Below are 23,306 nucleotides of genomic sequence, written 5' to 3' on the forward strand. Positions count from 1 at the left end.
CTTCCCTGCGTGCCTTACGACCGGCTCGCCGCGATCGATCAGGGCGCGGTGATCGAACACAAGCGGCTCGGTCATGCACTGCAGGTCGCACAGGCGCTACAGGCGCAGCGCGACAACCGGCGCGCATCGGGCTCGCCGTCGCGCACGAACCGTGGCGAGGCGGTCCAGCCTGACCAGCGCAAAAGTGGCACGAAGAAGCAGCGCGAGTTCACACAGGCCGATGTTGATGGTGTGATCGTGCAGCTGGCGCAACGCAATCAGCCGAAGCAACCGCGCAAACCTGGCCGTCGGTCTGCAGGATCTGTCTGATCGGACTGACACGCCCTGCCCGCTCACACGCTGTCCTTCAACGCTGTGTGAGATTCAAACCGTTAAAGACAGAGACAAACCCAGCGTCAAAACCAGCGTCAAAACCAACCCCGGATACGACATTTCTACTTTGCTGCCGCTACGACACTTCAGAATGGCCTCGACATGTGGTGTAGGAGCAAAGTTGTAATGTCCGGTTCTGGCTCATTAGAAATGTCCGGTTCCCGGCTCCGGGCTGGCTGCTGTGGCGCATGCTGCGGCATGAGCACAGCCCGGGAGAGCCGGACATGAACGGACGTGGATTGATCACGATCAGCATGCGCGAACTCGAGCGTGTGAAGATCATCGAGGCGGTCGTCCAACATCGCCTGACGATCGTACTGTCGGCTGAACGCAGGAATAATCAACGCATGCACCGGTAATGCACGCCCATCCAAAGGTTTATTGCAGAGACCGGCGGACGCTCATAGTTTCGAGTACTGGTACAGCGTGTCGCGCGGGAAGAACATGCGCGGCTCAAAGGGCGGCAACCTCACTGTCGCTCCTGCCGCAGTCAGTTGGACATTGCAGGTCTGATCGACCTGCTTACCGCTCCTGTAAATGAATGCGCCGGGGCCGCCATCACATTCGGCAGTGTGTTCGACGAGGCGCATTTCACGCCCGTTCGAAAGGGATCTCGTGACGACGAACCCGTCCGCGTAGGCTGTGGTCACGCCGACGAGGGCGACTACTCCGATTACGACCTTCGCAATCAGCATGATGGGATCTCCGGGTGCGGCTGCGTGGGGCATTGGCTGGAGCCGATACGTATTGATCATATTAGATCGCGCAGCTTGCAAATTCCAACATCGACCTATGTTCAACCTTTATGGATTTGCGGCGGTCTAGCACGACCGCGCTGGGGCTGAAGCCCAGCCGCGCGGATGCCAACGAGCCCACAGCACGTCAGCATCCGCCAACCTATGCCTACACCGAAATCAACGCCGCAATCTGCTCCGCACTGAGCGCATTACGGTAGATGCGAAACTCGTCGATCAATCCATTGAAATACGGATCGGCTGAGAATTGCGATCGCCCAATCCAGTTCTGACTGGTGCTTTCCACACGGAACGGCGCAAACGACATCGCCGTATTGGAGCCAATCTCCGCACCGTTCAGATACAGCGTGCCGACGTTGCCCGATAACGTCACCGCGACGTGCGCCCACTGCCCGGTAGGCAAGGCGACATTGCCGTTGATGTCCTGCTCGCCCGAGCCGCCATTAAGCGTGATGGCGAAGCGCGCGAGTCCGTTATTGGCGCGCGGGGTCAGCATCATGTAGCGGCCCGTGCCGGAACCGAAATCAAATACACGCTCCCAGTTCTTCGCTGCGTTGCAGTACACCCACGCCGCGATCGTAAAGTCCGACATGTCGGCCACGATGTCGTTCGGCAGGCTGACATAACCCGTGTTTCCGTCGAGCGATACGGCATTACCCTTCTTGCCAACCGCCCTGCTCGCACCGCCGACTAGCGTGCCGGTATGTCCGTTCCCGCTAGAGTCCGCCGCACTTGTGCCGCTGCTTTCGTCGAATGCCAGGTAGGTCTGCAGTTGCACCGCCGTGACCGCAACGGCCTCGTTAGACGCGGCCGATTCGCCGGCCGGTGTCACCGCGGTCACGACGTAGTAATAGGTGCCGGCTGAGAGACCGCTGTCCGTATAGCTGAGCAGATCGGTGACACCAGTTGCAATCGACGTGTAGGGTCCGCCGGACGTGGTGCCGCGCTTGACGTTATAGCTCGTCGCGTACGCCGTGCCCCACCACGACAGGACGACTTGCCCCGCGCTCGCAATTGCAACGAGCGCGCCAGGCGCTGCACCGCTTGCGATCGCATCCAGCGTGCAGGTCAGCGTCCCGTAGCCCAATTGGTCGTAGCCGCCGCTGTTCGGTCCATAGTTGCCTCCGCCACCTTCGGGCTGGACCAGTGTCGCGAACTTCTGCGTGTAAGGCGCGGCCAATCCCTTGCGATTGACGTAGTGGTTGTAGACCAGCGCCCAGCAAGGCCGCACCGTCCCTTGAGCCGAAGTCGAAAACGCCGTCTGGTTCACCTTGTCTACATTGGTGTAGCGAACAAAAGGCACGGTGTAGAAAGTCGTGCCCGACTCGATCAGATTGCTTTTCGCAACGTACTCCGCCCCCATGAGGAACCGGTTGTTGTCGTAACCGTAGAGATCGACACCCTGATTCCAGGCCATTTCGCAGATCGCTCCCGCCAGCGCGATGCCGAGCGTGGCGTGTCCCTGGTCACGTCCCGACTCTTGCCATTGACCCAGGTAGCCCGGGTGGACGTAGTAGACGGCCTGCAAAATCGCGCCGTTGCCCGCGCCGCTTTTGAAATAGGTGACAGCTTCATCGAATAGCGACTGGTCGTCGCATAGCACACCGATAGCCATGATCGATGCCACGTTGCACAGATCCCAGTTGGCCCAGTAGTGAGTCACCTCGGTGTTGTTGTGCCGATTGATGAAATCGTGGTTGATCGGATAGAAGACGTTGCGCATCATGCTCTGGAAGCTCGCGAAGTCCGCGGCTGCCCAACCTGAATAGGTGCGCATGATTTCACCGGCATTGGCGAATTCATAGCCGTAGATACCGGCCGCGAGATCGGCGTCGGTATTGCCGCCGATCCCGGTCAACGCCGACGACCAGGCGTTCATGATCTGCACTGCCTTGTCGGCATAAGCGGTGTTGCCCGAGACTTTCCAGCGCAATGCGCATGCGTACGCCGCCGCGACGTCATTGAACAGCAAGGAGTAGTTCTGCGAATGCACTCCGTCGCTACCCCGATAGACGACCGCCTGTGGGCGTGGTGTCCACGACAGGCTCGCATGACTGTTCGAGATCAGGATGTTCCAGCTATCGATCCACGGAGACGCTTGCGCCGCGACCTTCTGGCTCATCCGATCGAAGTCGGCCTGGGTATGCAGCAGACCTGGATGCACAAACGCGCTGGACGACGAACTGCTCAGCACAGCAGTTCGTGATGCGGCCGCCGAGAGCGATGACTGGGACGCCTGAGCCGACGACGTTCCGCCGCCGTCGCCGCCGCAAGCGGACAGAGCCAACGCACCCAGGCTATACAGAAATGTGCGACGCGAAATGCCCTCGGTGATTTGCTCCTGCATCGCCACGGTGTTGGCATGTCCAGACCGTGCTTCAGGAGCGTCTGAATTTACGTGTGTTCGTTGTGTATCGACCTTGCTCGATTTCGACCTCGTCATGCTCTTCTTCTCTCCGAATGAGACGGTCCCGATGGTTTTTTATGGAGCCATTCTGGGTGCCGTCCGTTGTTGGCAAACGTTTGCTTTTGCGGCCGCGATATGTGCCGTCCGCGTTCAGATGCGGATAACACCATTGCGGCCTTTTTCCTGATGCAGTTCAATGAGTGTTATTGAAGATTCCACTCGCCTCGTGAAACACACGCGGTCGCAGTCTGATTAATTTCGATAAATGATGACTAAAAATGCGGAAAGAAATTGGTGTCGACCACGGCACCACGTCTACTGATGATCCCTGCATCATCAAGGTATACGGCCGATTTAATTCAGTCTGAAGGGGGAAATGCAGATTGCTTCTATAGATTAAGGTAATTTATTGTGAGAGATACGCGTTCAAAAAATATTCAATAAAAAATAAGGAAATCCCTATATGTAAATCAGGATTTGCTTACGGCAAATAATAAAAATCTCATATAGTGTGCGCATCGCCATATATGGCAACGCATGCCGCGACTGTTGTCAGGTCTGACCGTCGGCAGCGGGCCGAGGAGTGTCAATAGCTTCCGCATGAAGCAACGCCGTTCCGCTCACTGCGCACGCAACGCCCATCAAACGTCGACCAACGATTCACCTCCCCCTTTTTTACATCCTGTTCAGTCCAAATGAGGCCAGGCGAAATCGGACGCAGTTGTGCAAGACTTCTATCAGATTGACCACATGATTCACACGGGCGGGGCGCACATGGATGAGAAAGTGACTTATGTGTACGAGTACACGGGTGGCTTTGGCACATACCGTACTACCGGTACACGGGCAGCACATCAACTTCCTCTTGTCGGCGATAACGTAACAATGAAGGTCGACGACCTGGGATTCGATGGCGTGCTGAAAGTGAAGTCACGACTCTTCGACTATGACAAATCAGGCGCATTGACTGTCATTCTGAGTCTGTCTCATACGGTCGCTTAGGATGGCCCAGCGACTAACCTGTGCAGTGGTGAGTGCCAACGCAGTCGCACGCCAAATATCGCGAAAACTCACTCCGCCTTGCAACGTGCTCGATAAGCCCCTTCCCTCTAACTGCGCTCGGATATATGGCGTACGTCTATACGATCAAGATGACAGTTTCTCGAGACTGCCGCAGCTTATCCATCGCGCATGACAACATTTAACGTGGCAACCCCGTCTGCCGTGCGTCTGAAAGGCACTATAGTAGAGAGGACTTTCAGCCAGCAGAAGGAGTTCGAGTATGAAATCACGCACCTATCGCATCGCAGCTACAGGAATGCTGATCGCAGCATTGCTACCTGTCCCGGCCGCTCAGGCGCAGCTCGGTAACCTGCTCAACCAGGGCTCGGGTGGTGGATCGTCCGGTGGCCTCGGGAGCCTCGGCGGCATGGGCAGTGCCTTGTCAGGCCAGTCATTAACTTCCGGCAGCACCAGCAACGTCGCGGGTGTGCTCGAGTTCTGCATCAAGAACAACTATCTCAGCGGCGGCAGCGCGTCTTCGGTCAAGGACTCGTTGATGAGCAAACTGCCGGGCGGCTCCAGTTCGGCCTCGACGGACAGCGGCTATACCAACGGTGCCAAGGGCATCCTCAGCAGCGGCGACGGCAAGCAACTGGACCTGAGCGGTGGCGGCCTGAAAGAACAGGTCACGAAACAGGTCTGCGACAAGATTCTCGCCCAAGGGAAATCCTTGCTGTGAGCGGGTGTGGAACATGTTGATGCAGAACACGGAATCCGATACGCCCATCGAGCTGCCCGCACATAGTTCGCCATGGAGCATCTTCTGCATTTTCCTGCGGCTCGGCCTGACCTCGTTCGGTGGGCCTGCCGCACATCTCGGCTACTTCCGCGACGAGTTCGTTAAACGCCGCCGATGGCTCGACGAACACACGTTTAGCGATCTGGTCGCGCTGTGCCAGTTTCTGCCAGGCCCCGGCAGCAGCCAGGTCGGTATAGCGATCGGCCGCTTTCGTGGCGGCATCGCGGGCGCGTTCGCGGCCTGGCTCGGTTTCACGCTGCCGTCGGTGTTGTTGATGGTCGCGTTCGCTTACGGTTTCACTCATCTGGCAGAGGCAAACGGACTTCATTTGCTGCGCGGCCTCAAGCTCGCAGCAGTCGCCGTCGTTGCACAGGCGGTCTGGTCGATGGGTCGCACGCTGTGTCCCGACCGTGCCCGCATCACGATCGCGGCGGCGTCAGCCATCGTGGTGATCGTGCTCGGTGCGACTTATGGCCAGATCGCATCGATCGTCGTGGCGGGCATCGCCGGCGCCCTGCTTCTCAAATCATCGACCGAGGTGCCGCGCGCGCCGCTCGGCATGCCCGGCACGAAGACCGGCGCCCTTCTTTGCCTCGCCGTCTTCGGGCTGTTGCTGTTTGGCTTACCCGCCGCGGCCGCCTTGCTGCATGCGTATCCACTCGACCTGTTCGCGGCGTTCTACCGGGTCGGCTCACTGGTGTTCGGCGGCGGCCATGTCGTGCTGCCTTTGCTCGAAGCGGTCGTCGTGCCGCGCGGTTGGCTCTCGACCAATTCTTTCATGGCCGGCTACGGCGCAGCCCAGGCGATACCGGGGCCGCTATTTACTTTCGCGGCGTTTCTAGGCGCCGCCAGCACCGGTTATCCGGCGGGTATAACTGGTGCGCTGATCGCTACGGTCGCAATTTTTCTGCCTTCCTTTCTGCTGGTCGGCGCCGCGTTACCGCTATGGGGCGAACTGCGGGCATTCGCGTCGATGCGCCGGGCGATGGCCGGCATCAACGCTGCCGTGGTCGGCATTCTGCTCGCCGCGCTCTACGATCCCGTCTGGACCAGCGCGGTGCACAGCGGGCGCGATTTCGCCCTGGTCATCGTGGCGCTCGCGTTGCTCGGCTGGTGGCGCCTACCTTCATGGGCCGTGGTGCTGCTCACGGCGCTGCTCGCGTGGTGGGTCGTCTGAATTCCCTTCCACCATCGTTCCCCGCCTGAATCGGCGCGGGCATTCGATGTCGGGCGCGAAATCTGCTGCTCGATAGACCCGTTGATCGCAAGTGCCGGATTTGCCCGTCTGCAAGCCAGTTCGGGCACGCGACTTCAACGGCCCAATCGGGGCGACCGGTAATGTTTTCCATAGCAGGCTGGTCCCGTCCGTCGAACGAAAAGGAGAACAACGATGACCCTGCTCATTTATCTCGTAGGTTGGATCATTCTGATAGGCGGCGTGGCGTGGGGACTGATGGCGCTGCATGTTGCACAACATACGATCGCGATCGTCGCGGTCGTCATGCTCGGCCTCGCGGTGATCACGGGCGCCACACGTGCCCGTAACCGCGACCGGTCATAGCGCCAGGCACGTTCTCATTCCACCCTTACATTTTGTCATGCTATGATGCGAATCGTTCTCATTTACAAGGGCGCCGCATCCATCGATCCGGCGCGTCCGGTAGGCCATGGCGGCAATCGAATCGGCCCTGCATCACGAGATGCAGGCGCTCTACAGCAATCATCACGGCTGGCTCCACGCGTGGCTGCGCAAGAAGCTCGGCTGCGCGCATCGCGCGGCCGACCTTGCGCACGACACGTTCGTGCGTCTGCTCGCCCGCGATGAACCGCTCGCCCTGGAAGAACCGCGTGCGTTCCTGACGACCGTCGCGCAACGCGTGATAGCCAACTACTGGCGTCGCGAGCAGATCGAGCGCGCCTATCTGGAAGCATTGGCGCTCGTCCCCGAAAGTTTTGCGCCCTCGCCTGAAGAGCGTGCGTTGCTTCTCGAAGCGCTGTGTGAAATCGACAGTCTGCTGGAGCGGCTGCCGGTCGCCGTCAAGCGTGCGTTCCTGTTGGCCCAGCTCGACGGCTTGAGCCATGCCGAGATCGCCGCACAACTGAAGCTATCCGTTTCGACCGTGAAACGCCATCTGGTGCGCGCCGGCGCGCAGTGTTTCTTCGCGCTCAGCGTGACCTGACGGATCGACGGATGAACGCGAGCGCGCGACCTGATATTCCCCAGCATATCGCCCTGCGCGCCGTGGAGTGGTGGATGGAACTGCAATCCGGCGACAACACGCGCGCGCAGCAACTTGCGCTGATGCGCTGGCGCGCGGAGCATCCCGATCATGAGCGTGCATGGCAACACATCTGCAGCGTCAGCAGCCGCTTCCGAGGTCTCGCTGAAACTGGCACGGGCAACGCAGGCGCAAGCGGCGCGGCAGCCGCACGCGCTGCGCTGACGCGTCCCGGCTCGGCGAAGCGCCGCACGAGTGTCAAAGTCCTCGCGACTCTGTTGTTCGCCGGCGGCGCGACATGGGTTGCCGGTGAGCACGTGCCGTGGCGCGCATGGAGTGCGGATGCGCGCACCGCACTCGGTGAGCGCCGCGCCATGACGCTTGCCGACGGCACCCACCTGACACTGAACACCGACAGCGCCATCGATATCCGTTTCAGCAGTACCGAGCGCCGCGTGCACCTGATCAAAGGTGAAATCATGATCGCGACCGGTCACAACGAGAGTGAGCGCCGGCCGTTCATCGTCGAGACGGCGCAAGGCAGTTTGCAGCCCTTGGGCACGCGCTTCGCCGTCAGACAACAGAGCGCGCTCTGCCGTCTCGATGTGTTCGAAGGCGCCGTGCGGATCAATCCATTCGATGCACCGGGCCTCGCGCCGGTCGTCCATGCCGGCCAACGCGCCCGCTTTACACGTGATGACATCAGCGCGGTCGAGCCGATCAGCGAGAACGACGCAGCGTGGACGGATGGCCTGATCGTCGCGAGCGGCATGCGGCTCGGCGACTTCGTGAACGAGATCGACCGCTATCGCGCGGGGTATCTGAGCTGCGATCCCTCGGTGGCCGGTCTGCGGCTTTCGGGCACCTTCCCGCTCGCCGACACCGACCGCGTGCTCGACACCCTGGCGAGAACCTTGCCGGTCGAGGTCGTATTCATCACGCGCTACTGGGGCACCGTGCGCGCGGCTCGCTCTTAAAACCGGCTTGCGTTACCTGCACCGAAATATTTTCGTCTGTTGTGAGCTATTTTCGAATCTCGCGTGACAAGGGAGATGAGAGCAACACATCGTCTACCTTCCTGCGAGCTTTGAACATGGGACAGCATCGAAAGACCGGCGCCGGCAATGGCAGCCGTAGCAGCCGTGGCGCTTTGCGCGCGCGGCAGCCGGCACACTTCGCGCGGCATATTGCAACGGCCGCGCTGATCTCGGCGGGACTGCCGTTCAATGTCGCGCTGGCCGCCGATGCGCCATCCGCTTCGGCGGCGTCGCCGCGCAAGAGCTACGACATTCCGGCTGGCCCGCTCGAAGCGGCGCTCAATCGCTTCGGACGCGAAAGCGGACTGCTGCTGTCGTTTCCGGCGGCGCTGACGGACGGCCGCATGAGTGAAGGTCTGCGCGGCGATTACGACATACAGCAAGGCTTCGATCGAATCCTGCGCGGCACGGGGCTCGGCGCGGTGCAACAGTCCAATGGCAGCTATACACTCGAGCAGCGTACTGAGCCTTCAGCGGACACCAGCAACGGGAGCGGCCCCACCCTCCCCGCCGTGACCGTCAGTTCGTCGACGGTGAAAGCCGGCAGCTACCGGCCACCTGTCGACGCAGTGGTGACGCGTTCGGATACACCGGTGCTCGACACGGCCCAGGCCGTCAACATCGTACCGGCCCAGGTATTGCACGACCAACGTCCGCGCAATCTGGACGACGCGCTTTCGAACGTGAGCGGCATCGTGCAAGGCAATACGCTGGCCGGCACGCAGGACACCTTGCTCAAGCGCGGTTTTGGCGGCAATCGCGACGGTTCGATCATGCACAACGGCATGCCGCTTGTGCAGGGGCGCGCGCTGAACGCAGCCGCTGACAGTGTCGAAGTACTCAAAGGTCCGACTTCGCTGCTGTACGGAATCATGGATCCGGGCGGCGTTGTCAACGTGGTGAGCAAGCAACCCTTGCTCAAACCGTATCACGCGATCTCCGTGCTCGGCTCGACCTACGGACACGGCCGCAATGGAGCCGGCGCGACGTTCGATACGACCGGGCCGATCGGCGACTCCGGCCTCGCCTACCGGCTGGTCGTCGACCAGACCGACGAACAATACTGGCGCAACTTCGGCGAACATCGCGAGACGCTCGTGGCGCCGTCGCTCGCATGGTATGGACGCGATACGCAGGTGGTGGTGTCGTACGAATATCGAAAGTTTCTCTATCCGTTCGACCGCGGCACGGCGCTCGACCCGAAGACCAACAAGCCGCTCGCGATCTCGAGCCGCGAACGTCTCGACGAACCGTTCAACGAAATGGACGGCGAATCGAACCTCGCGCAAATCAGCGTCGACCATCAGATCAATGCCAACTGGAAGGCGCACTTCGGCTACAGCTACAACCGCGAGACCTACGACGCGGGTCAGTTACGCGTGCAAGGCATCAACAGTACGACGGGCGCCGTGTCGCGCAGCAACGATGCGACACATGGCGCGCTCAGCACGGACAGTTACGCGATCGCCTATGTGGACGGCCATTTCGACATTGCCGGTTTGCGCAACGATTTGCAGGTCGGTGTCGACGACGAATACCGCCGCATCTATCGCAAGGACTTGCTGCGCCAGGCCACGAAATATCCGTTCAACTATTTTCGTCCGGTCTACGGTCTGGAGAGTCCGTCGACCACGGTGTCGGCGAGCGATAGCGATCAGACTGACACGCTGCACGACCGCTCGCTCTTCTTTCAGGACAGTTTGCACCTCACCGACAAGTGGATCCTGATCGGCGGCGCGCGCTTTCTGAGCTACAACCAGATCGCGGGAAAGGGCCGGCCATTTGTCGTCAATACCGACATTAACGGCACCAAATGGCTGCCGCGCGCGGGCGTGGTTTACAAATGGACCGACACGGTGTCGCTATACGGCAGCTATACGCAGTCGCTCAAACCGACTTCGACCATCGCGCCGTTGTCTTCGGGCGTGGTCATCGATTCATCGGTGCTGCCTGAGGAAGCCACCTCGTGGGAGCTCGGCGCCAAGGTGGCGATGCCCAACGGCCTGAGCGGCACGCTGGCGTTGTTCAATATCGACAAGAAGAACGTGCTGGTGCAGCAGTACAACGACACGACCAAGCAGACCGACTGGCGCACGGCCGGCAAAGCGCGTTCACGCGGCGTGGAGCTCGACGTGGCCGGCCAGATCGGCCAGCACTGGAGCGTGATCGCGAGCTACGCATACATCGACGCGAAGACCACCGAGGACCCGCTTTACGCCGGCAAGCGTTTGTGGAACGCGCCGCAGAATACCGCATCGCTTGCGGCGGTATACGACTTCGGCACGATCTTCGGCGGCGATCAGTTGCGAGTCGGCGCCGGCGCGCATTACGTCGGCCCACGGCCGGGCGATTCGGCCAACAGTTTTACGCTACCGGCCTACACCGTCGCCGACGCCTTTGCCACGTATGAGACGAAACTTGGCAATCGGCATCTGTCGTTCCAGCTCAACGTGAAAAATCTGTTCAACAAGACTTATTACCCGTCGAGCGTGAACAAGTATTTCGTGTCGGTTGGCGACGCACGTCAGGTCTCTTTGCTGTCGACGCTCGAGTTCTAGGCCGTACCGACATCGCACCTCGCACTCAATACACCCATTCACTTGATCAACACGAGACTGGAATCGTCATGAAACTTCAGAATCGCCGCACTGAACAGAGCCCAGCGCTCGTGCGTAAACGCCGGACATTTCTCACCGCAGCAGCGGGCCTTGGCGCCCTGCTGGCGGTCACGACACCTGCAGTAAGCGCGACAACAAGCGGGCCACGCTCTGGCAAGAAGATCGTGATGGTAGTGCAACTCAGCGGGCCGAGCCTGGCTGTCGACCAGAGGATCGCGACACACCTTGAAGCGCGAGGTTATAGCGTTCGCATGCTGGACCAGGCGCAACCGCCGGAGGCAGTTGGCGATGCGGAACTCGTTGTTATTTCATCGACGGTCTCATCGAAACAGGTAGTGGGTGACTGGCGCTACCTGGCCAAACCGTTGTTGACATGGGAGAACGATTTACTCGACGACTTCGCGATGACGGGCAAGCGTCACGACGTCGATTTCGGCGAAGCGGAGAAGGAGCGCTACCTGTGGCTGGTCAACGCACCGCACCCGATCGCAGCCGGTTTACCGGCAGGCGTAACGAACGTATATGTCAAACAGGCCGCGATGAGCTGGGGCAAACCCGGCTTGGGCGCAACGACCATTGCAACGCTGTATGGCCAACCGGAAAAGGCGGCGATCTTCGCGTACGAGAAAGGTGCGACGATGGACTACGAATCACTGGCCCCCGCACGCCGCGTGATGTTTTTCCTGAACAACGACACCTTCGCCAACTTGTCGCCGGCGGGAAACAGCCTGTTCGACGCAGCGGTGGATTGGGCGATGGGCTTAAGTTGAAGGACACAAGCCACCGTACCGAATGTGGCGTGAGCGCAAAACCGCATGATCGGTTTTATGAACTACTCTTCGGCGCGCGCAGCGCCGCCGGAAGTATGACTCCCTTGTCACAAGCAGGTGCACGGGCACGAACACAGATTCCAGATGCACCACTACCCTGAGCGAGCTGCGGGACCCGCTTAGCAGGGGCTTCTAGCCGCTTTCTCTTGCTTACTTCTCTTTGCGGCGGCAAAGAGAAGTAAGTGCCGCCCCGCACAGGGGCAACGCTAATAGACGAAAAGCAAATCAAGGAAAGGCCAACACCGCAGGAGTCCATACACAACATCAATTAGAAGCCGCCGCAGCCTGATCCGCAGCAGTCTTCACAGCGCCAGCGCCATCCCCTCCATGCTGAATAGCATAAATCTCCCGATTCCGCGCAATCTCCTTAGCCGTAGGCGGATAGTCGTTGTTGGAAGTAGGCACGACCCCCTCAGCCTGAGCCTGCTTCAACTGAGCGATAACATCAGCACGGGTCAACCCCGACGGATTAGATTGAGCAAAGGCCGTAGCCCCAAACGGCAAACTAAGCGCAGCAACAGCAATAGCGGTAAGCAATTTCATGATGTCTCTCCGATGAAGTGCAAGAAATGAGTGGCTTGAACCACGCTTCCCATTCTTGTCATTTCAGCTGTCGGAGCACTGACCTGGAGATTACCGTTTTGTTATCTACGCATCGGGCTTAGCCCCAACTTCAAGATAACAGAACGGTAATCTACCGGACCACACCCGGTAAGTGCCCAAACCCCACACTCCTGACCAACGAAGAAGCCCGCACCCCGCGCCACCAGGCGCGTCAGAAACCGTGCGCCTCCCTCTGCCTCTTTTCAGGAAACCGTCATGTGGATCGTCAAGCTCGCGCTGCGCCGCCCATATACATTCGTGGTCCTCGCGGTGTTGATCTTTATCGTCGGGCCTCTCGCGATACTGCGCACGCCGACCGATATTTTTCCGAACATCGACATCCCGGTGGTCAGCATCGTCTGGACGTATAACGGCTTTTCCGCTCAGGACATGGCCAACCGCATCACGTCGAATTACGAGCGCGCGCTGACCTCCGACGTCGACGATATCGAGCATATCGAGTCGCAATCGCTGAACGGCGTCTCGGTAGTGAAGATCTTTTTCCACCCAGGCGCGGACATCAATCGCGCAATCGCCGAGGCGGCCTCCAATTCCGCCTCGATCCTGCGCGTGTTGCCGCCCGGCACGCTGCCGCCGAACATCATCACGTACAACGCGTCGACGGTGCCGATCCTGCAACTCGGACTCTCCAGCGACACGCTGTCCGAACAGCAGCTCTACGACCTCGGCAACAGCCAGATCCGCACGCAACTGGCGACGGTGCAAGGCGCCTCAGTGCCGCTGCCGTTCGGCGGCAAGGTGCGGCAGATCATGGTCGATATCGATCCGCGCGCGCTGCAGGCCAAAGGCCTTTCCCCGCTCGACGTGGTCAACGCCGTCAATGCGCAGAACCTGATTCTCCCGGGCGGCACCGCCAAGATCGGCACGAAGGAATACAACGTGCAGATGAACGGCAGCACCGACACGGTGGCCGCGCTGAATGATTTGCCGATCAAGACGGTAGCCGGCGGCGTGGTGTATGTGCGCGACGTTGCCCACGTTCGCGATGGTTATGCGCCGCAAACCAACATAGTGCGCAGCGACGGTAAACGCGCTGCGCTCCTCACCATAGAAAAATCCGGCAGCACGTCCACGTTGACCATCATCCAGCAGGTCAAGGCAATGCTGCCGCATATCGCGGCGGGCTTGCCGAGCGCGCTGCATATCACCGCGCTGTCCGATCAATCGGTATTCGTGAAGTCGGCGGTAGTGGGTGTGGCGCGCGAGGCCGTGATCGCCGCGGCCCTGACCGCGTTGATGATCCTGCTGTTTCTCGGCAGCTGGCGCGCTACGCTCATCATCGCGGTGTCGATTCCGCTCGCGGTGCTGACCTCACTGATCGCACTTTCCGCGCTCGGCCAGACCATCAACATCATGACGCTTGGCGGGCTCGCGCTCGCAGTGGGTATTCTCGTCGACGACGCCACCGTCGCGATTGAAAACATCACGCACCATCTGGAGAACGGCGAGCCGCTGCACGACGCGATTCTGAACGGCTCGGGCGAAATCGCGGTGCCGACGTTCGTTTCGACACTGTCCATTTGCATCGTGTTCGTGCCGATGTTTCTGCTCTCGGGCGTTGCACGCTATCTGTTCGTGCCGCTCGCCGAGGCAGTGGTATTCGCGATGATCGCGTCGTATTTCTTCTCGCGTACGCTGGTGCCGACCCTCGCGATGTATCTGATGCGTGCGCGCAGCAACGCGCCCGTCACGGGTAACGGCCCGATTGCGCGCCTGATCCGCCTTCAGGCTGGATTCGAACATCGCTTCGAGATGTTGCGCGAACGCTATCGCGGCGTGCTCGCGTCGGCTATCGCTAGCCCGCGTCGTTTCATCGCAATCTTTCTGCTGCTGTGTATCGGCTCGCTCGTCCTGGTGCCATTCTCCGGCCGCGATTTCTTCCCCGCTGTCGATACCGGCGAAATCCGCTTGCATCTGCGTGCGCCAACTGGCACGCGTATCGAAGACACCGCGCGTATCACCGATGAAGTCGAAGCCCGCGTGCGCAGCGTGATCCCGAAGCAGGAACTCGCGGCCGTGCTCGACAACATCGGCGTGCCGGTGAGCGGCATCAACCTGACCTACGATTCGTCCGACCCGATCGGCCCGGAAGACGCCGACGTGATGATCACACTCGCAGCCGGACACAAGCCCACCGCTGCCTATGTGGCGACGCTGCGTACGACACTCTCCAAGGATTTCCCCGGCGTCACGTTTGCCTTCCTGCCCGCCGATATCGTCAGCCAGATTCTCAACTTCGGCTTGCCCGCGCCGATCGATATCCAGATTGTCGGCAACAAGCTCGACGCCAATCGCGTCGTGGCGAACCGTTTGCTCGCTCAACTGCGCGGTGTGCGCGGCCTCGTCGATGCACGCATCCAGCAACCCGGCGATGAACCCGCGATCAACGTGAATGTCGACCGTACGCGGGCGATTCAGGCCGGCCTGTTGCAACGGGACGTGTCGCAGAACCTGCTGATCGCGCTCTCAGGCAGTTCGCAGACCACGCCGAATTTCTGGCTCGATCCGCACAACGGTGTCAGCTATCCGCTGATGGCGATGATGCCGCAGTACGACATCAACTCGCTGCAGGCACTGGCGAATATTCCGGTTGCGCAGAGCAGCGGCGCGGTGGCGGCATCCGCTGCGGCAAGTGGCAACGGCCCCGCTCCGCAGAATCTGCTCGGCGCGATGAGCACGCTGACACGCGCCACCCAGCAAGCCGTCGTCTCGCACTACAACGTGCAGCCGGTGCTCGATATTTTTGCATCGGCGCAAGGGCGCGACCTCGGCGGCGTGGCGACCGACGTGAATCGGCTCGTCGATCAGATCCGGCCGCAATTGCCGCCGGGCGCGTCGATCGTGGTGCGCGGCCAGGTGCAGGCGATGCACGATTCGTTCAGCGGCCTCGCAAGCGGTCTCGTGTTCGCGATTGCCCTCGTCTATCTGCTGATGGTCGTCAATTTTCAGTCGTGGCTCGATCCGTTCATCATCATCAGCGGCTTGCCTGGTTCGCTCGCGGGCATCGCGTGGATGTTGTTCAGCACTGGCACGACCGTGAGCGTGCCGGCGCTGACCGGCACCATTCTGTGTATCGGCATTGCCACGGCCAACAGCATTCTCGTGATCAACACCGCGCGTGAATTCCACCACGGTGGCAAGCCGCCGCTGCAGGCCGCGCTCGAGGCGGGCTTCAGCCGCTTCCGTCCCGTGCTGATGACCGCGCTCGCCATGCTGATCGGCATGCTGCCGATGGCCCTCGGACTCGGCGACGGCGGCGAACAGAATGCGCCGCTCGGCCGCGCGGTGATCGGCGGCCTTGCGCTTGGCACGGTGTCCACCTTGCTGTTTGTTCCGGTCGTCTACGGGATGGTGCATGCGTGGCTCGATAAACGACGCGCGGCTCGCGCCGCTGCAGAAGAATCCCGCGTTCCCGCCCGCACACTTTGACTCCGACGAGAACTAGCTCATGAACAATCCATCACTTCCGCCGGACCTCGGCGACAGGTCTGAACCGGCTGTTGAGGCTGATCGAGCCGCAGACGCTGCCAGAGCCGCAGATACCGTGCATGCCACTGAGGCCGCTCAAGCGGCTCCGTCCGCTCAGCGCGCGAGCGGCAACGAATACTCGCACCCCACCGCCGCCGGAACTGAACGCTCAGCCGACATGACCACAAGCCTGAAGCCGCGCCGCCGCGTGTGGCCGTTCGCATTGGCTGGCCTCGCCGCAGCGTTACTGATCGTGGGCATCGTGCCGCGTCTACACGCAAGCGCCGCGCTGACACAACAGACGCAAGCGCAAAGCGTGCTCAGCGTGTCCGTGGTCACGCCACGCCCCGCGCCGGCCGTCAACGAGCTGTTGCTACCTGGTGCCGTAACGCCGTTCGCCGAAGCATCGATCTACGCGCGCACGAGCGGCTACCTCGCGCACTGGAACACCGACATCGGCGTCCAGGTGAAAAGCGGCCAGACGCTCGCCACGATCGACGCGCCCGATCTCGACGCACAACTGCGCCAGGCCCGTGCCGACGAAGCCACCGCGCAGGCCAACTTCGACTTCGCGAAAACGACAGCGCAGCGCTGGCAGGAGATGCTGAAAACGCAATCGGTCGCGCAGCAGGACGCCGATACGAAAGTCAGCGACATGGAAGCGCGCCGCGCGATGCTGGCGTCGGCGCAGGCCAATGTCGCGCATCTTGCCGAACTGGTGTCGTACGAAAAGATCACGGCTCCGTTCGACGGCACGATCACCGCGCGCAACGTCGATGTCGGTGCACTCGTGACGGCGGGCGGCACGCCTGGCACGGCGGGTATGTCCGGCGAGCTGTTTCATATCCAGCAGACCGGCGTGCTGCGCGTGTTCGTCGACGTGCCGCAGAACGACGCGCCCTACGTCACACCTGACACCGGCGTGTATCTGACCGCGCAGCAGTACCCCGGCCGGCGCATTGCCGCAAAAGTTGCGCGCACAACCGGTTCGATCGATCCGTCGAGCCGTACGCTGCGCGTCGAGGTCGACGTCGACAACAAGGACCGTGCGTTGATGCCAGGCGCTTACGTGCAGGTGCATCTGCAATTGCAGTCGACCACACCGGCGCTCGAACTGCCGGTCAGCGCCCTGCTCTTCCGTCCCGACGGCGTGACGGTCGCCGTGGTCGACGGCAATGGCCGTGCGGCGCTCAAGACGGTGCACATCGGCCGCGATTTTGGCACGCATGTGGAAATCACCACGGGCCTCGCGGCGACCGACCGCGTGATCGATAACCCGGGCGATTCGCTGAGCACAGGCCAGCTCGTGCAGATCGCGCCGGCCACGCATAGCTGAGCGCCAGTCATCGAAAGGATGAGCCAAATGTCTCCCCTATCTCTTCCGCGCCCGTTGTTGCGGCGTTCGATTGTGGCCACGCTGATCGGCGCACTGCTGAGCGCCTGTTCGACTTTGCCGCCGTACCAGCGCCCCACCGCCGAGATCCCCGCGCAATACGCAGGCGCGGCGCCTGGCTGGGCCCAGGCCGCACCCGCCGACGCCGCACCGCGTGGCCCGTGGTGGACCATCTTCAACGATCCAGTGCTGAATCAACTCGAAGCGCGCGTCGACGTCTCGAATCAGACCGTGCGCAAGGCAGTTGCGCAGGTGCAGCAAGCTCGCTCGATGGTGGACTATCAGCGTGCCGGTTTCTTCCCGACCATCACCGCCGGTGCCGCCCAGAATCGTTCGAGAACCTCGCAGAATCTCGTGGACCGTGCGCTGGCGGGCAAGACCATTCCCGACTATTCGGCCGGCGTGTCTGCGAGCTGGGAGCCGGATCTGTTCGGCCGCGTGCGCGACAGCGTGACCGGCGCGAAGGCCGATGCTGAAGCGAGTGAAGCGGATCTCGAAGCCGTGCGCCTGTCGATGAGCGCCGATCTCGCCGTCGACTATTTCTCGCTGCGCTCGCTCGACACGCAAAAGAAGCTGCTCGACGACAGCGTGACCGCCTATGCCGCCGCCTTGAAGCTGCTGCAGCAGCAACTGAAAGACGGCGCGATCGATGCCTCCGCGGTCGCTCAGGCCACTACCCAACTCGAAGCGACACGCACGCAGGACACGGACATCGACGTGACGCGCGCGCAGATGCAGCATGCGATTGCCACGCTGATCGGCGAGCCGGCCTCCACCTTCACGTTGCCACCGAACGGTTCGGCTGCGACGCCGCCGGCGATTCCCGTCGGCGTGCCGTCGCAACTGCTCGAACGACGCCCCGACATTGCCGCCGCCGAACGGCGCGTGGCGTCCGCGAATGCACAGATCGGCGAGGCGCACGCGGCCTTCTTTCCCGATCTCGTGCTGTCGGCGAGCGCGGGGCTGGAAAGCACCTTCTTCGCGCCATGGCTAAGCGCGCCGAGTTTGTTCTGGTCGCTTGGCCCGCAACTGGTCGGCACGCTGTTCGACGGCGGCAAGCGCACGGCCACCCTGCATGGCGCGACCGCGCAGTACGACGGCGCGGTGGCGGATTACCGGCAATCGGTGTTGGTGGCGTTCCAGCAGGTCGAAGACAATCTGTCCGCCTTGCATTCGCTCGCCGACGAAGCCGCCAGCCAGCAGCGCGCGACCTCGGCCGCGGATCTGTCGCTACGGCTCACGACAAATCGCTTCAACGCGGGCGCGGTTAGTTATCTCGATGTGGTGACGGCGCAGACGATTGCGTTGACGAACGAGCGCACCGCGGATCAGATCGCGGCACGGCAGTTAGAGTCGAGCGTGTTGTTGTTAAAGGCGCTGGGTGGGACGTGGGATGGATCTAACCCCGCCGGAACGTAAGCACGAACCGCGTACTCTGCGCATCGCTCTCCGCATGCACCGTGCCGCCGTGCAACTCCATGATCGTGCGGACGATGGCAAGCCCGAGCCCCGTCGAACCCGTGGACCCTTGCGACATACCAGACGTAGGCAAGGAACTGCGTGATGGGTCGACGCGATAGAAACGGTCGAAGATCCGTTCGAGATGTTCGGCGGCGATCGGCTGCCCCTGGTTCGACACGGTGACGCGCACCGCGTCGGCCGATGCGTGAACCTCGAGGGCGATCTCCCCGCCGCTCGGCGTATAGCGGATCGCGTTGGCCAGCAGATTGCTGACGGCGCGACGAAACAGTTCGAGATCTGCCGTCAGCGTCGCCGCGCCGGTGACCTGCACCCTGACGTTCGCATCGTCTGCAATGCCCTCGAAGTATTCAGCGATTCGCGTCAGTTCCTGCCCCGCCTCGAACGCGCGCATATGTTTGACGAACTGCGGATGCTCAGCGCGCGCAAGAAACAGCACGTTTTCGATCATTCGCGAAAGCCGGTCGCACTCTTCCAGATTCGATGCAAGCAGCGATTCATATTCGTCGGTAGAGCGTGGCCGGGCAAGTGCGACTTCGGCGGCGCCGCGCATGTTGCTAATCGGTGTGCGCATATCGTGCGCGAGGTCGGCGGTGAAACGCGACAGACGCTGAAAGCCGTGCTCGACCCGTTCGAGCATCGCATTGAGCGCATTCACCAGTGCTTCAAGTTCGCTCGGCACGCGCGCCACCGTGATCCGCGTATTCAAACGATTGACCGTGACGAGGCCGGCACTCGCCGCGATATCCCGCAAGGGCCGCAAGGCGGCGCGAATCAGCAGATAGCTCAACAGCATCGCCAGAATCACGCCGGCTGCGCCGGCCAGGTTGAGTTTGTCGCGATAGCGGTCTAGCAATCGCCAGCGGTCGCTCATGTTGCGCGCGATCAGCACGGTCGCCGTGTCGCCGTTGTGCAGCCGCGCGTCCGCGAGGATGCCGCGGATCGGTGCGCCGTTGCGGCCGGTCCAGTTGCCGATATCCACGTCGGTGATGCGCGCAGTAGCGGCAATGCGCGTGAGCGGCGGCAGCGCAGCGATCGTCTCGACGCCGCCCGCTTCAGCGGTCTCGCCCGGGTCGTGGACATCGCCTGCTTCGCCCGTTTCGCTGGCGCCATTCACCGCAATAGAAGTGTCAGACGCATTTGAAGTTACAGAGGCCGCGCCGCTCACCGCGCCACCCTGCGCCGCAAACGTCTCTCCGGCGTTGTGCTCGATCGCCATACGCCCATCGGGACCGAACACTTCCATCGACATCGCTTCATTGCCCAGCACGATGCTGGTCAACCGGTCGCCATGTTCCCGAATGCCGTTCGATGCGCTGAGCTCTTCGACGAGCCGCCTTGCATGGCGTGCGGCAAGCACGATATCGAGGTCGTCCTGCGCCTTGATCTGCTTCTCCAGCGCAAGGTACAGAAAACTCCCGACGAGCACGAAAACCGCGAGCGTGGTGACCCCGAAGGCGAGCGCGAGCGTCGCGGCCAGCGAGCGGCCGCGCATCACGCGGCGTCCTTCACTTCGAGCACATAGCCGACGCCGCGCACCGTATGAATCAGCTTGACGGGAAAGTTATCGTCGATCTTGGTGCGTAGCCGGCGGATCGCGACTTCGACGACATTGGTGTCGCTGTCGAAATTCATATCCCAGACATACGACGCAATCTGCGTGCGGCTCAGCACTTCGCCCTGGCGGCGCGCAAGCAGTTGCAGCAGCGAAAACTCGCGCGGCGTGAGATCGATACGCACGCCTCCGCGTTTTACGCGCCGGCGATTGACGTCCATTTCCAGATCGCCCACCTTGATCAGTTCGCTTTCGCGCGGCGGCCCCCGGCGCGCCAGCGTGCGCACCCGGGCCAGCAATTCGACGAAGGCAAAGGGCTTAACGAGGTAGTCATCCGCGCCGAGTTCGAGGCCGCGCACGCGGTCGTCGACGTCGTCACGAGCGGTGAGAAACAGCACCGGCGTGGTGCGCGTGCTACGCAAGGTCTTGACGATGGTCCAGCCGTCCATGCCGGGCAGCATCACGTCGAGCACGATCACGTCGTACTCTTCTTCCTGCGCGAGGAGCAGTCCTTGTGGGCCGTCGTTCGCGACATCGACCGCGTAGCCGGATTCTTCCAGGCCTTTCTTCAGATAAGCCGCAGTTTTAAGCTCATCCTCGATCACCAGGATTCGCATGGGAGTGCTCCGCTGTGCTTGACCCTTAAATCATACCGGCAAGCGGAGCGCCTGATGATTACGATTTGGTAATGCTGGCCGTGGATGGTGGGCGGCCACACCTGCCTGTACACCGGCAAATGGCCACTCCCGGCTCAAGCACGCCTCGTTTCTACTCGACGTTATCCGTCACATCCGTCATCCGGACCATATGCGGCTTGACGACATCGTCTTCCTCATCGACGGCCGTGGGCGGATGAATCAATGCTTCGAGCCGCGCCTTGGTGGCAAGAAATTCTGGCGATGTGGCCTGCGAATAGTCGCGCGGACGTGGCACCGGCACCTCGATCAATTCCTGCACCTCGCCGGGATTGGCCTTTAGCACCAGGATACGGTCGGCGAGAAAAATCGCTTCGTCCAGATCGTGCGTAATGAACAGCACCGTCACGTCGATGTTGCGCCAGATATCGAGCAAATGCGTCTGCATCTTCGCGCGGGTCTGCGCATCGAGCGCGCCGAACGGCTCGTCCATCAGCAGAATCCGCGGCCGGTTCGCGAGCGCGCGAGCAATCGCCACGCGTTGCTTCATCCCGCCGGACAATTGATGCGGATACGCGTTGGCGAACTTCGTCAGACCGACCAGATCGAGCCATTGCAGCGCGTCGCGCTCGGCATGCATGGTGCTGTGGCCGTTCATCTTCAAACCGAACATGACGTTCTTCTTGACCGTCAGCCACGGAAACAGCGTATAGCCCTGAAACACCATGCCGCGATCGGCGCCGGGCCCCTCTACCGGCTTGCCGTCGAGCAGCACGCTGCCGCTCGTCTGCCGCTCGAGGCCCGCAAGAATGCGGATCAGGGTCGACTTGCCACAGCCCGACGGTCCGATCACGCAGACAAACTCACGCCGGTGCGTTTTGAAGTTGATGCCGTTCAATGCGGTGCACTCGCCCTGCGCGCTCTCGAAGCGCTTGTCGAGATCGCGAACTTCGAGAATCACCTCGCGCGACTTCAGACGGTCGAAACGCTCACGCACCGCTTCGGACTGGATAAGGTATGACGGAATCGGTTGCGGATTTAACATGATTGAATCCTTGAATGCGGTGCAATGAGGTGCTGCGCGCTGCGATGTAGGGCATCAGGCCGTGACGCGAACAGCCCCGCTACGCCTTAAGCGTGCGGTCCCACGGAAACAGCTTGCGGCCGACATAGGCCAGTACGAGGTCGGTGCCGAGTCCAATAATCCCGATCATCATGATCGCCGCGTAGACGTTGTCGAAATGCTCATAGCGCGCCTGCTGCGTGATGTACCACGTGATACCGGAACTCGTGCCGACCAGTTCCGCCACGATCAGATACGTCCACGCCCAGCCGAGCAGAATGCGCTGGTCGCGGTACAGGTCGGGCAGGATGCCGGGAATCACCACGTGCGTGAGCAGCTTGAGTTTCTTCGTGCCGAGCGTCATCGCCGCTTCGAACAGACCGTATTCCAGCTTGCGCGTGGTGTTCGCCACAATCAGCACTTGCTGGAACAGCGTGCCGATCACGATGATGGCAATCTTCGGACCGTCATAAATGCCGAGGATCGCCACCATCAGCGCGCCGAACGCGGGCGCGGGCAAGTAGCGGAAGAACTCGAAAAACGGCTCCTGCAGCCGCGCAATCGCGCTGTAAGTCCCGCAGACGATGCCGACCGGCACGCCGATCACCGACGACAGCAGAAAGCCCCAGAAGATCACCTGAATGCTGTGCCACAGGCTTTGATGCAGCCATACGCCGTCGCGCGACGCGGGCGGCGTCGTGAACGCGGTGTAGAACGCACGCAGCACTTCGTGAGGCGCGGGCAGGTACACCGGGTTGACCGGCTCACCCGTCGGCAACGCCGTGTGGCCGGCTTGCGCATGGCTCAGTTCGTCGGCGAACACGTCCTTGTCGACCCGCATGCCGGGCTGGAAGTAGTCGACGCTGCCCGGGCTCTCGACCAGCACCTGCGGATGCCAGACGAACGGCACGTAGCTGACGATGCACCAGACGAGAACGGGCAACAAAAACGAGCCGAAGCCCAATAGCCACTTGCCGCGTGCGGAGAGTTCGCGGCGCACCGCGAACCAGTCGCTTCTGTTAATGACGGTCATGGGATTCTCCGGGGCAG

Annotated in this window: 19 protein-coding genes and 1 pseudogene; 13 read left to right on the top strand and 7 right to left on the bottom strand. The window is 61.5% G+C overall.

Annotated elements, in window-relative coordinates; all coding sequences use genetic code 11:
- A pseudogene (locus tag KHO33_RS36150) lies at positions 1–309 on the top strand (ISNCY family transposase); the annotation flags it as partial.
- Between the two features lie 287 nt (positions 310–596).
- Positions 597–731, top strand: coding sequence for a hypothetical protein (locus tag KHO33_RS42710; RefSeq protein ID WP_267915762.1), 135 nt, complete (start codon positions 597–599; stop codon positions 729–731).
- 42 nt (positions 732–773) lie between these two features.
- On the opposite strand, the gene KHO33_RS36155 is transcribed toward KHO33_RS42710, so the two are convergent.
- Both KHO33_RS36155 and KHO33_RS36160 read right to left on the bottom strand, forming a co-directional pair.
- A complete protein-coding gene (locus KHO33_RS36155) occupies positions 774–1,067 on the bottom strand; it encodes a hypothetical protein (RefSeq protein WP_200567598.1) in 294 nt (97 codons plus the stop codon).
- A gap of 208 nt (positions 1,068–1,275) precedes the next feature.
- Positions 1,276–3,474, bottom strand: coding sequence for a LamG-like jellyroll fold domain-containing protein (locus KHO33_RS36160; protein ID WP_200567603.1), 2,199 nt, complete (start codon positions 3,472–3,474; stop codon positions 1,276–1,278).
- Positions 3,475–4,257: 783 nt separating this feature from the next.
- Here KHO33_RS36160 and KHO33_RS36165 point away from each other — a divergent pair.
- The 8 genes from KHO33_RS36165 (at position 4,258) to KHO33_RS36200 (ending at position 11,979) form a co-directional block, all read left to right on the top strand.
- Positions 4,258–4,536 carry a hypothetical protein gene (locus tag KHO33_RS36165; RefSeq protein WP_236074789.1) on the top strand — a complete coding sequence of 93 codons (279 nt, stop codon included), beginning with the start codon at positions 4,258–4,260 and terminating at the stop codon, positions 4,534–4,536.
- A gap of 280 nt (positions 4,537–4,816) precedes the next feature.
- On the top strand, positions 4,817–5,275 hold the full coding sequence (locus KHO33_RS36170; protein WP_200567597.1) for a DUF2501 domain-containing protein: 459 nt from the start codon (positions 4,817–4,819) through the stop codon (positions 5,273–5,275).
- A gap of 19 nt (positions 5,276–5,294) precedes the next feature.
- Entirely contained in the window at positions 5,295–6,512 is a 1,218-nt protein-coding gene (gene chrA / locus KHO33_RS36175) for a chromate efflux transporter (RefSeq protein WP_200567596.1), read from the top strand.
- Positions 6,513–6,725: 213 nt separating this feature from the next.
- A complete protein-coding gene (locus KHO33_RS36180) occupies positions 6,726–6,896 on the top strand; it encodes a hypothetical protein (RefSeq protein ID WP_172737680.1) in 171 nt (56 codons plus the stop codon).
- Positions 6,897–7,002: 106 nt separating this feature from the next.
- Positions 7,003–7,515, top strand: coding sequence for a sigma-70 family RNA polymerase sigma factor (locus KHO33_RS36185; protein ID WP_200567595.1), 513 nt, complete (start codon positions 7,003–7,005; stop codon positions 7,513–7,515).
- A gap of 11 nt (positions 7,516–7,526) precedes the next feature.
- A complete protein-coding gene (locus KHO33_RS36190) occupies positions 7,527–8,531 on the top strand; it encodes a FecR domain-containing protein (RefSeq protein ID WP_200567594.1) in 1,005 nt (334 codons plus the stop codon).
- 116 nt (positions 8,532–8,647) lie between these two features.
- Positions 8,648–11,149, top strand: coding sequence for a TonB-dependent siderophore receptor (locus KHO33_RS36195; RefSeq protein ID WP_200567593.1), 2,502 nt, complete (start codon positions 8,648–8,650; stop codon positions 11,147–11,149).
- 68 nt (positions 11,150–11,217) lie between these two features.
- On the top strand, positions 11,218–11,979 hold the full coding sequence (locus KHO33_RS36200; RefSeq protein ID WP_234480831.1) for a hypothetical protein: 762 nt from the start codon (positions 11,218–11,220) through the stop codon (positions 11,977–11,979).
- 324 nt (positions 11,980–12,303) lie between these two features.
- Here the strand turns inward: KHO33_RS36200 and KHO33_RS36205 are convergent, their stop codons facing one another.
- Positions 12,304–12,582, bottom strand: a complete 279-nt coding sequence (locus tag KHO33_RS36205; RefSeq protein ID WP_054042350.1) for a DUF4148 domain-containing protein — start codon at positions 12,580–12,582, stop codon at positions 12,304–12,306.
- Between the two features lie 276 nt (positions 12,583–12,858).
- Between KHO33_RS36205 and KHO33_RS36210 the strand changes: the two genes are divergently transcribed.
- From KHO33_RS36210 to KHO33_RS36220, 3 genes are read left to right on the top strand one after another with little or no spacing between them, the layout of a single operon-like run.
- Positions 12,859–16,092: an efflux RND transporter permease subunit gene (locus tag KHO33_RS36210; RefSeq protein ID WP_200567592.1), complete on the top strand. Its 3,234-nt coding sequence runs from the start codon at positions 12,859–12,861 to the stop codon at positions 16,090–16,092.
- A gap of 19 nt (positions 16,093–16,111) precedes the next feature.
- Positions 16,112–17,467, top strand: a complete 1,356-nt coding sequence (locus KHO33_RS36215) for an efflux RND transporter periplasmic adaptor subunit (protein ID WP_200567591.1) — start codon at positions 16,112–16,114, stop codon at positions 17,465–17,467.
- 27 nt (positions 17,468–17,494) lie between these two features.
- Entirely contained in the window at positions 17,495–18,943 is a 1,449-nt protein-coding gene (locus KHO33_RS36220; protein WP_200567590.1) for an efflux transporter outer membrane subunit, read from the top strand.
- Here KHO33_RS36220 and KHO33_RS36225 read toward each other — a convergent pair.
- The 4 genes from KHO33_RS36225 to KHO33_RS36240 form a co-directional block, all read right to left on the bottom strand.
- The gene (locus KHO33_RS36225; RefSeq protein ID WP_200567589.1) at positions 18,924–20,498 is read right to left on the bottom strand and encodes a heavy metal sensor histidine kinase; all 1,575 of its coding nucleotides are present in this window, start codon (positions 20,496–20,498) and stop codon (positions 18,924–18,926) included. The two genes, KHO33_RS36220 and KHO33_RS36225, sit on opposite strands and share 20 nt — an antisense overlap.
- A complete protein-coding gene (locus KHO33_RS36230; protein WP_097396675.1) occupies positions 20,498–21,175 on the bottom strand; it encodes a heavy metal response regulator transcription factor in 678 nt (225 codons plus the stop codon). Before KHO33_RS36230 ends, KHO33_RS36225 begins: the two co-directional genes overlap by 1 nt.
- 151 nt (positions 21,176–21,326) lie before the next feature.
- Positions 21,327–22,238, bottom strand: coding sequence for an ABC transporter ATP-binding protein (locus KHO33_RS36235; RefSeq protein ID WP_054042343.1), 912 nt, complete (start codon positions 22,236–22,238; stop codon positions 21,327–21,329).
- A gap of 79 nt (positions 22,239–22,317) precedes the next feature.
- Positions 22,318–23,289 carry an ABC transporter permease gene (locus KHO33_RS36240; protein WP_054042341.1) on the bottom strand — a complete coding sequence of 324 codons (972 nt, stop codon included), beginning with the start codon at positions 23,287–23,289 and terminating at the stop codon, positions 22,318–22,320.
- Between the last annotated feature and the right edge of the window lie 17 nt (positions 23,290–23,306).

The organism is Paraburkholderia nemoris, from assembly GCF_905221015.1.
Taxonomy (GTDB): domain Bacteria; phylum Pseudomonadota; class Gammaproteobacteria; order Burkholderiales; family Burkholderiaceae; genus Paraburkholderia; species Paraburkholderia nemoris.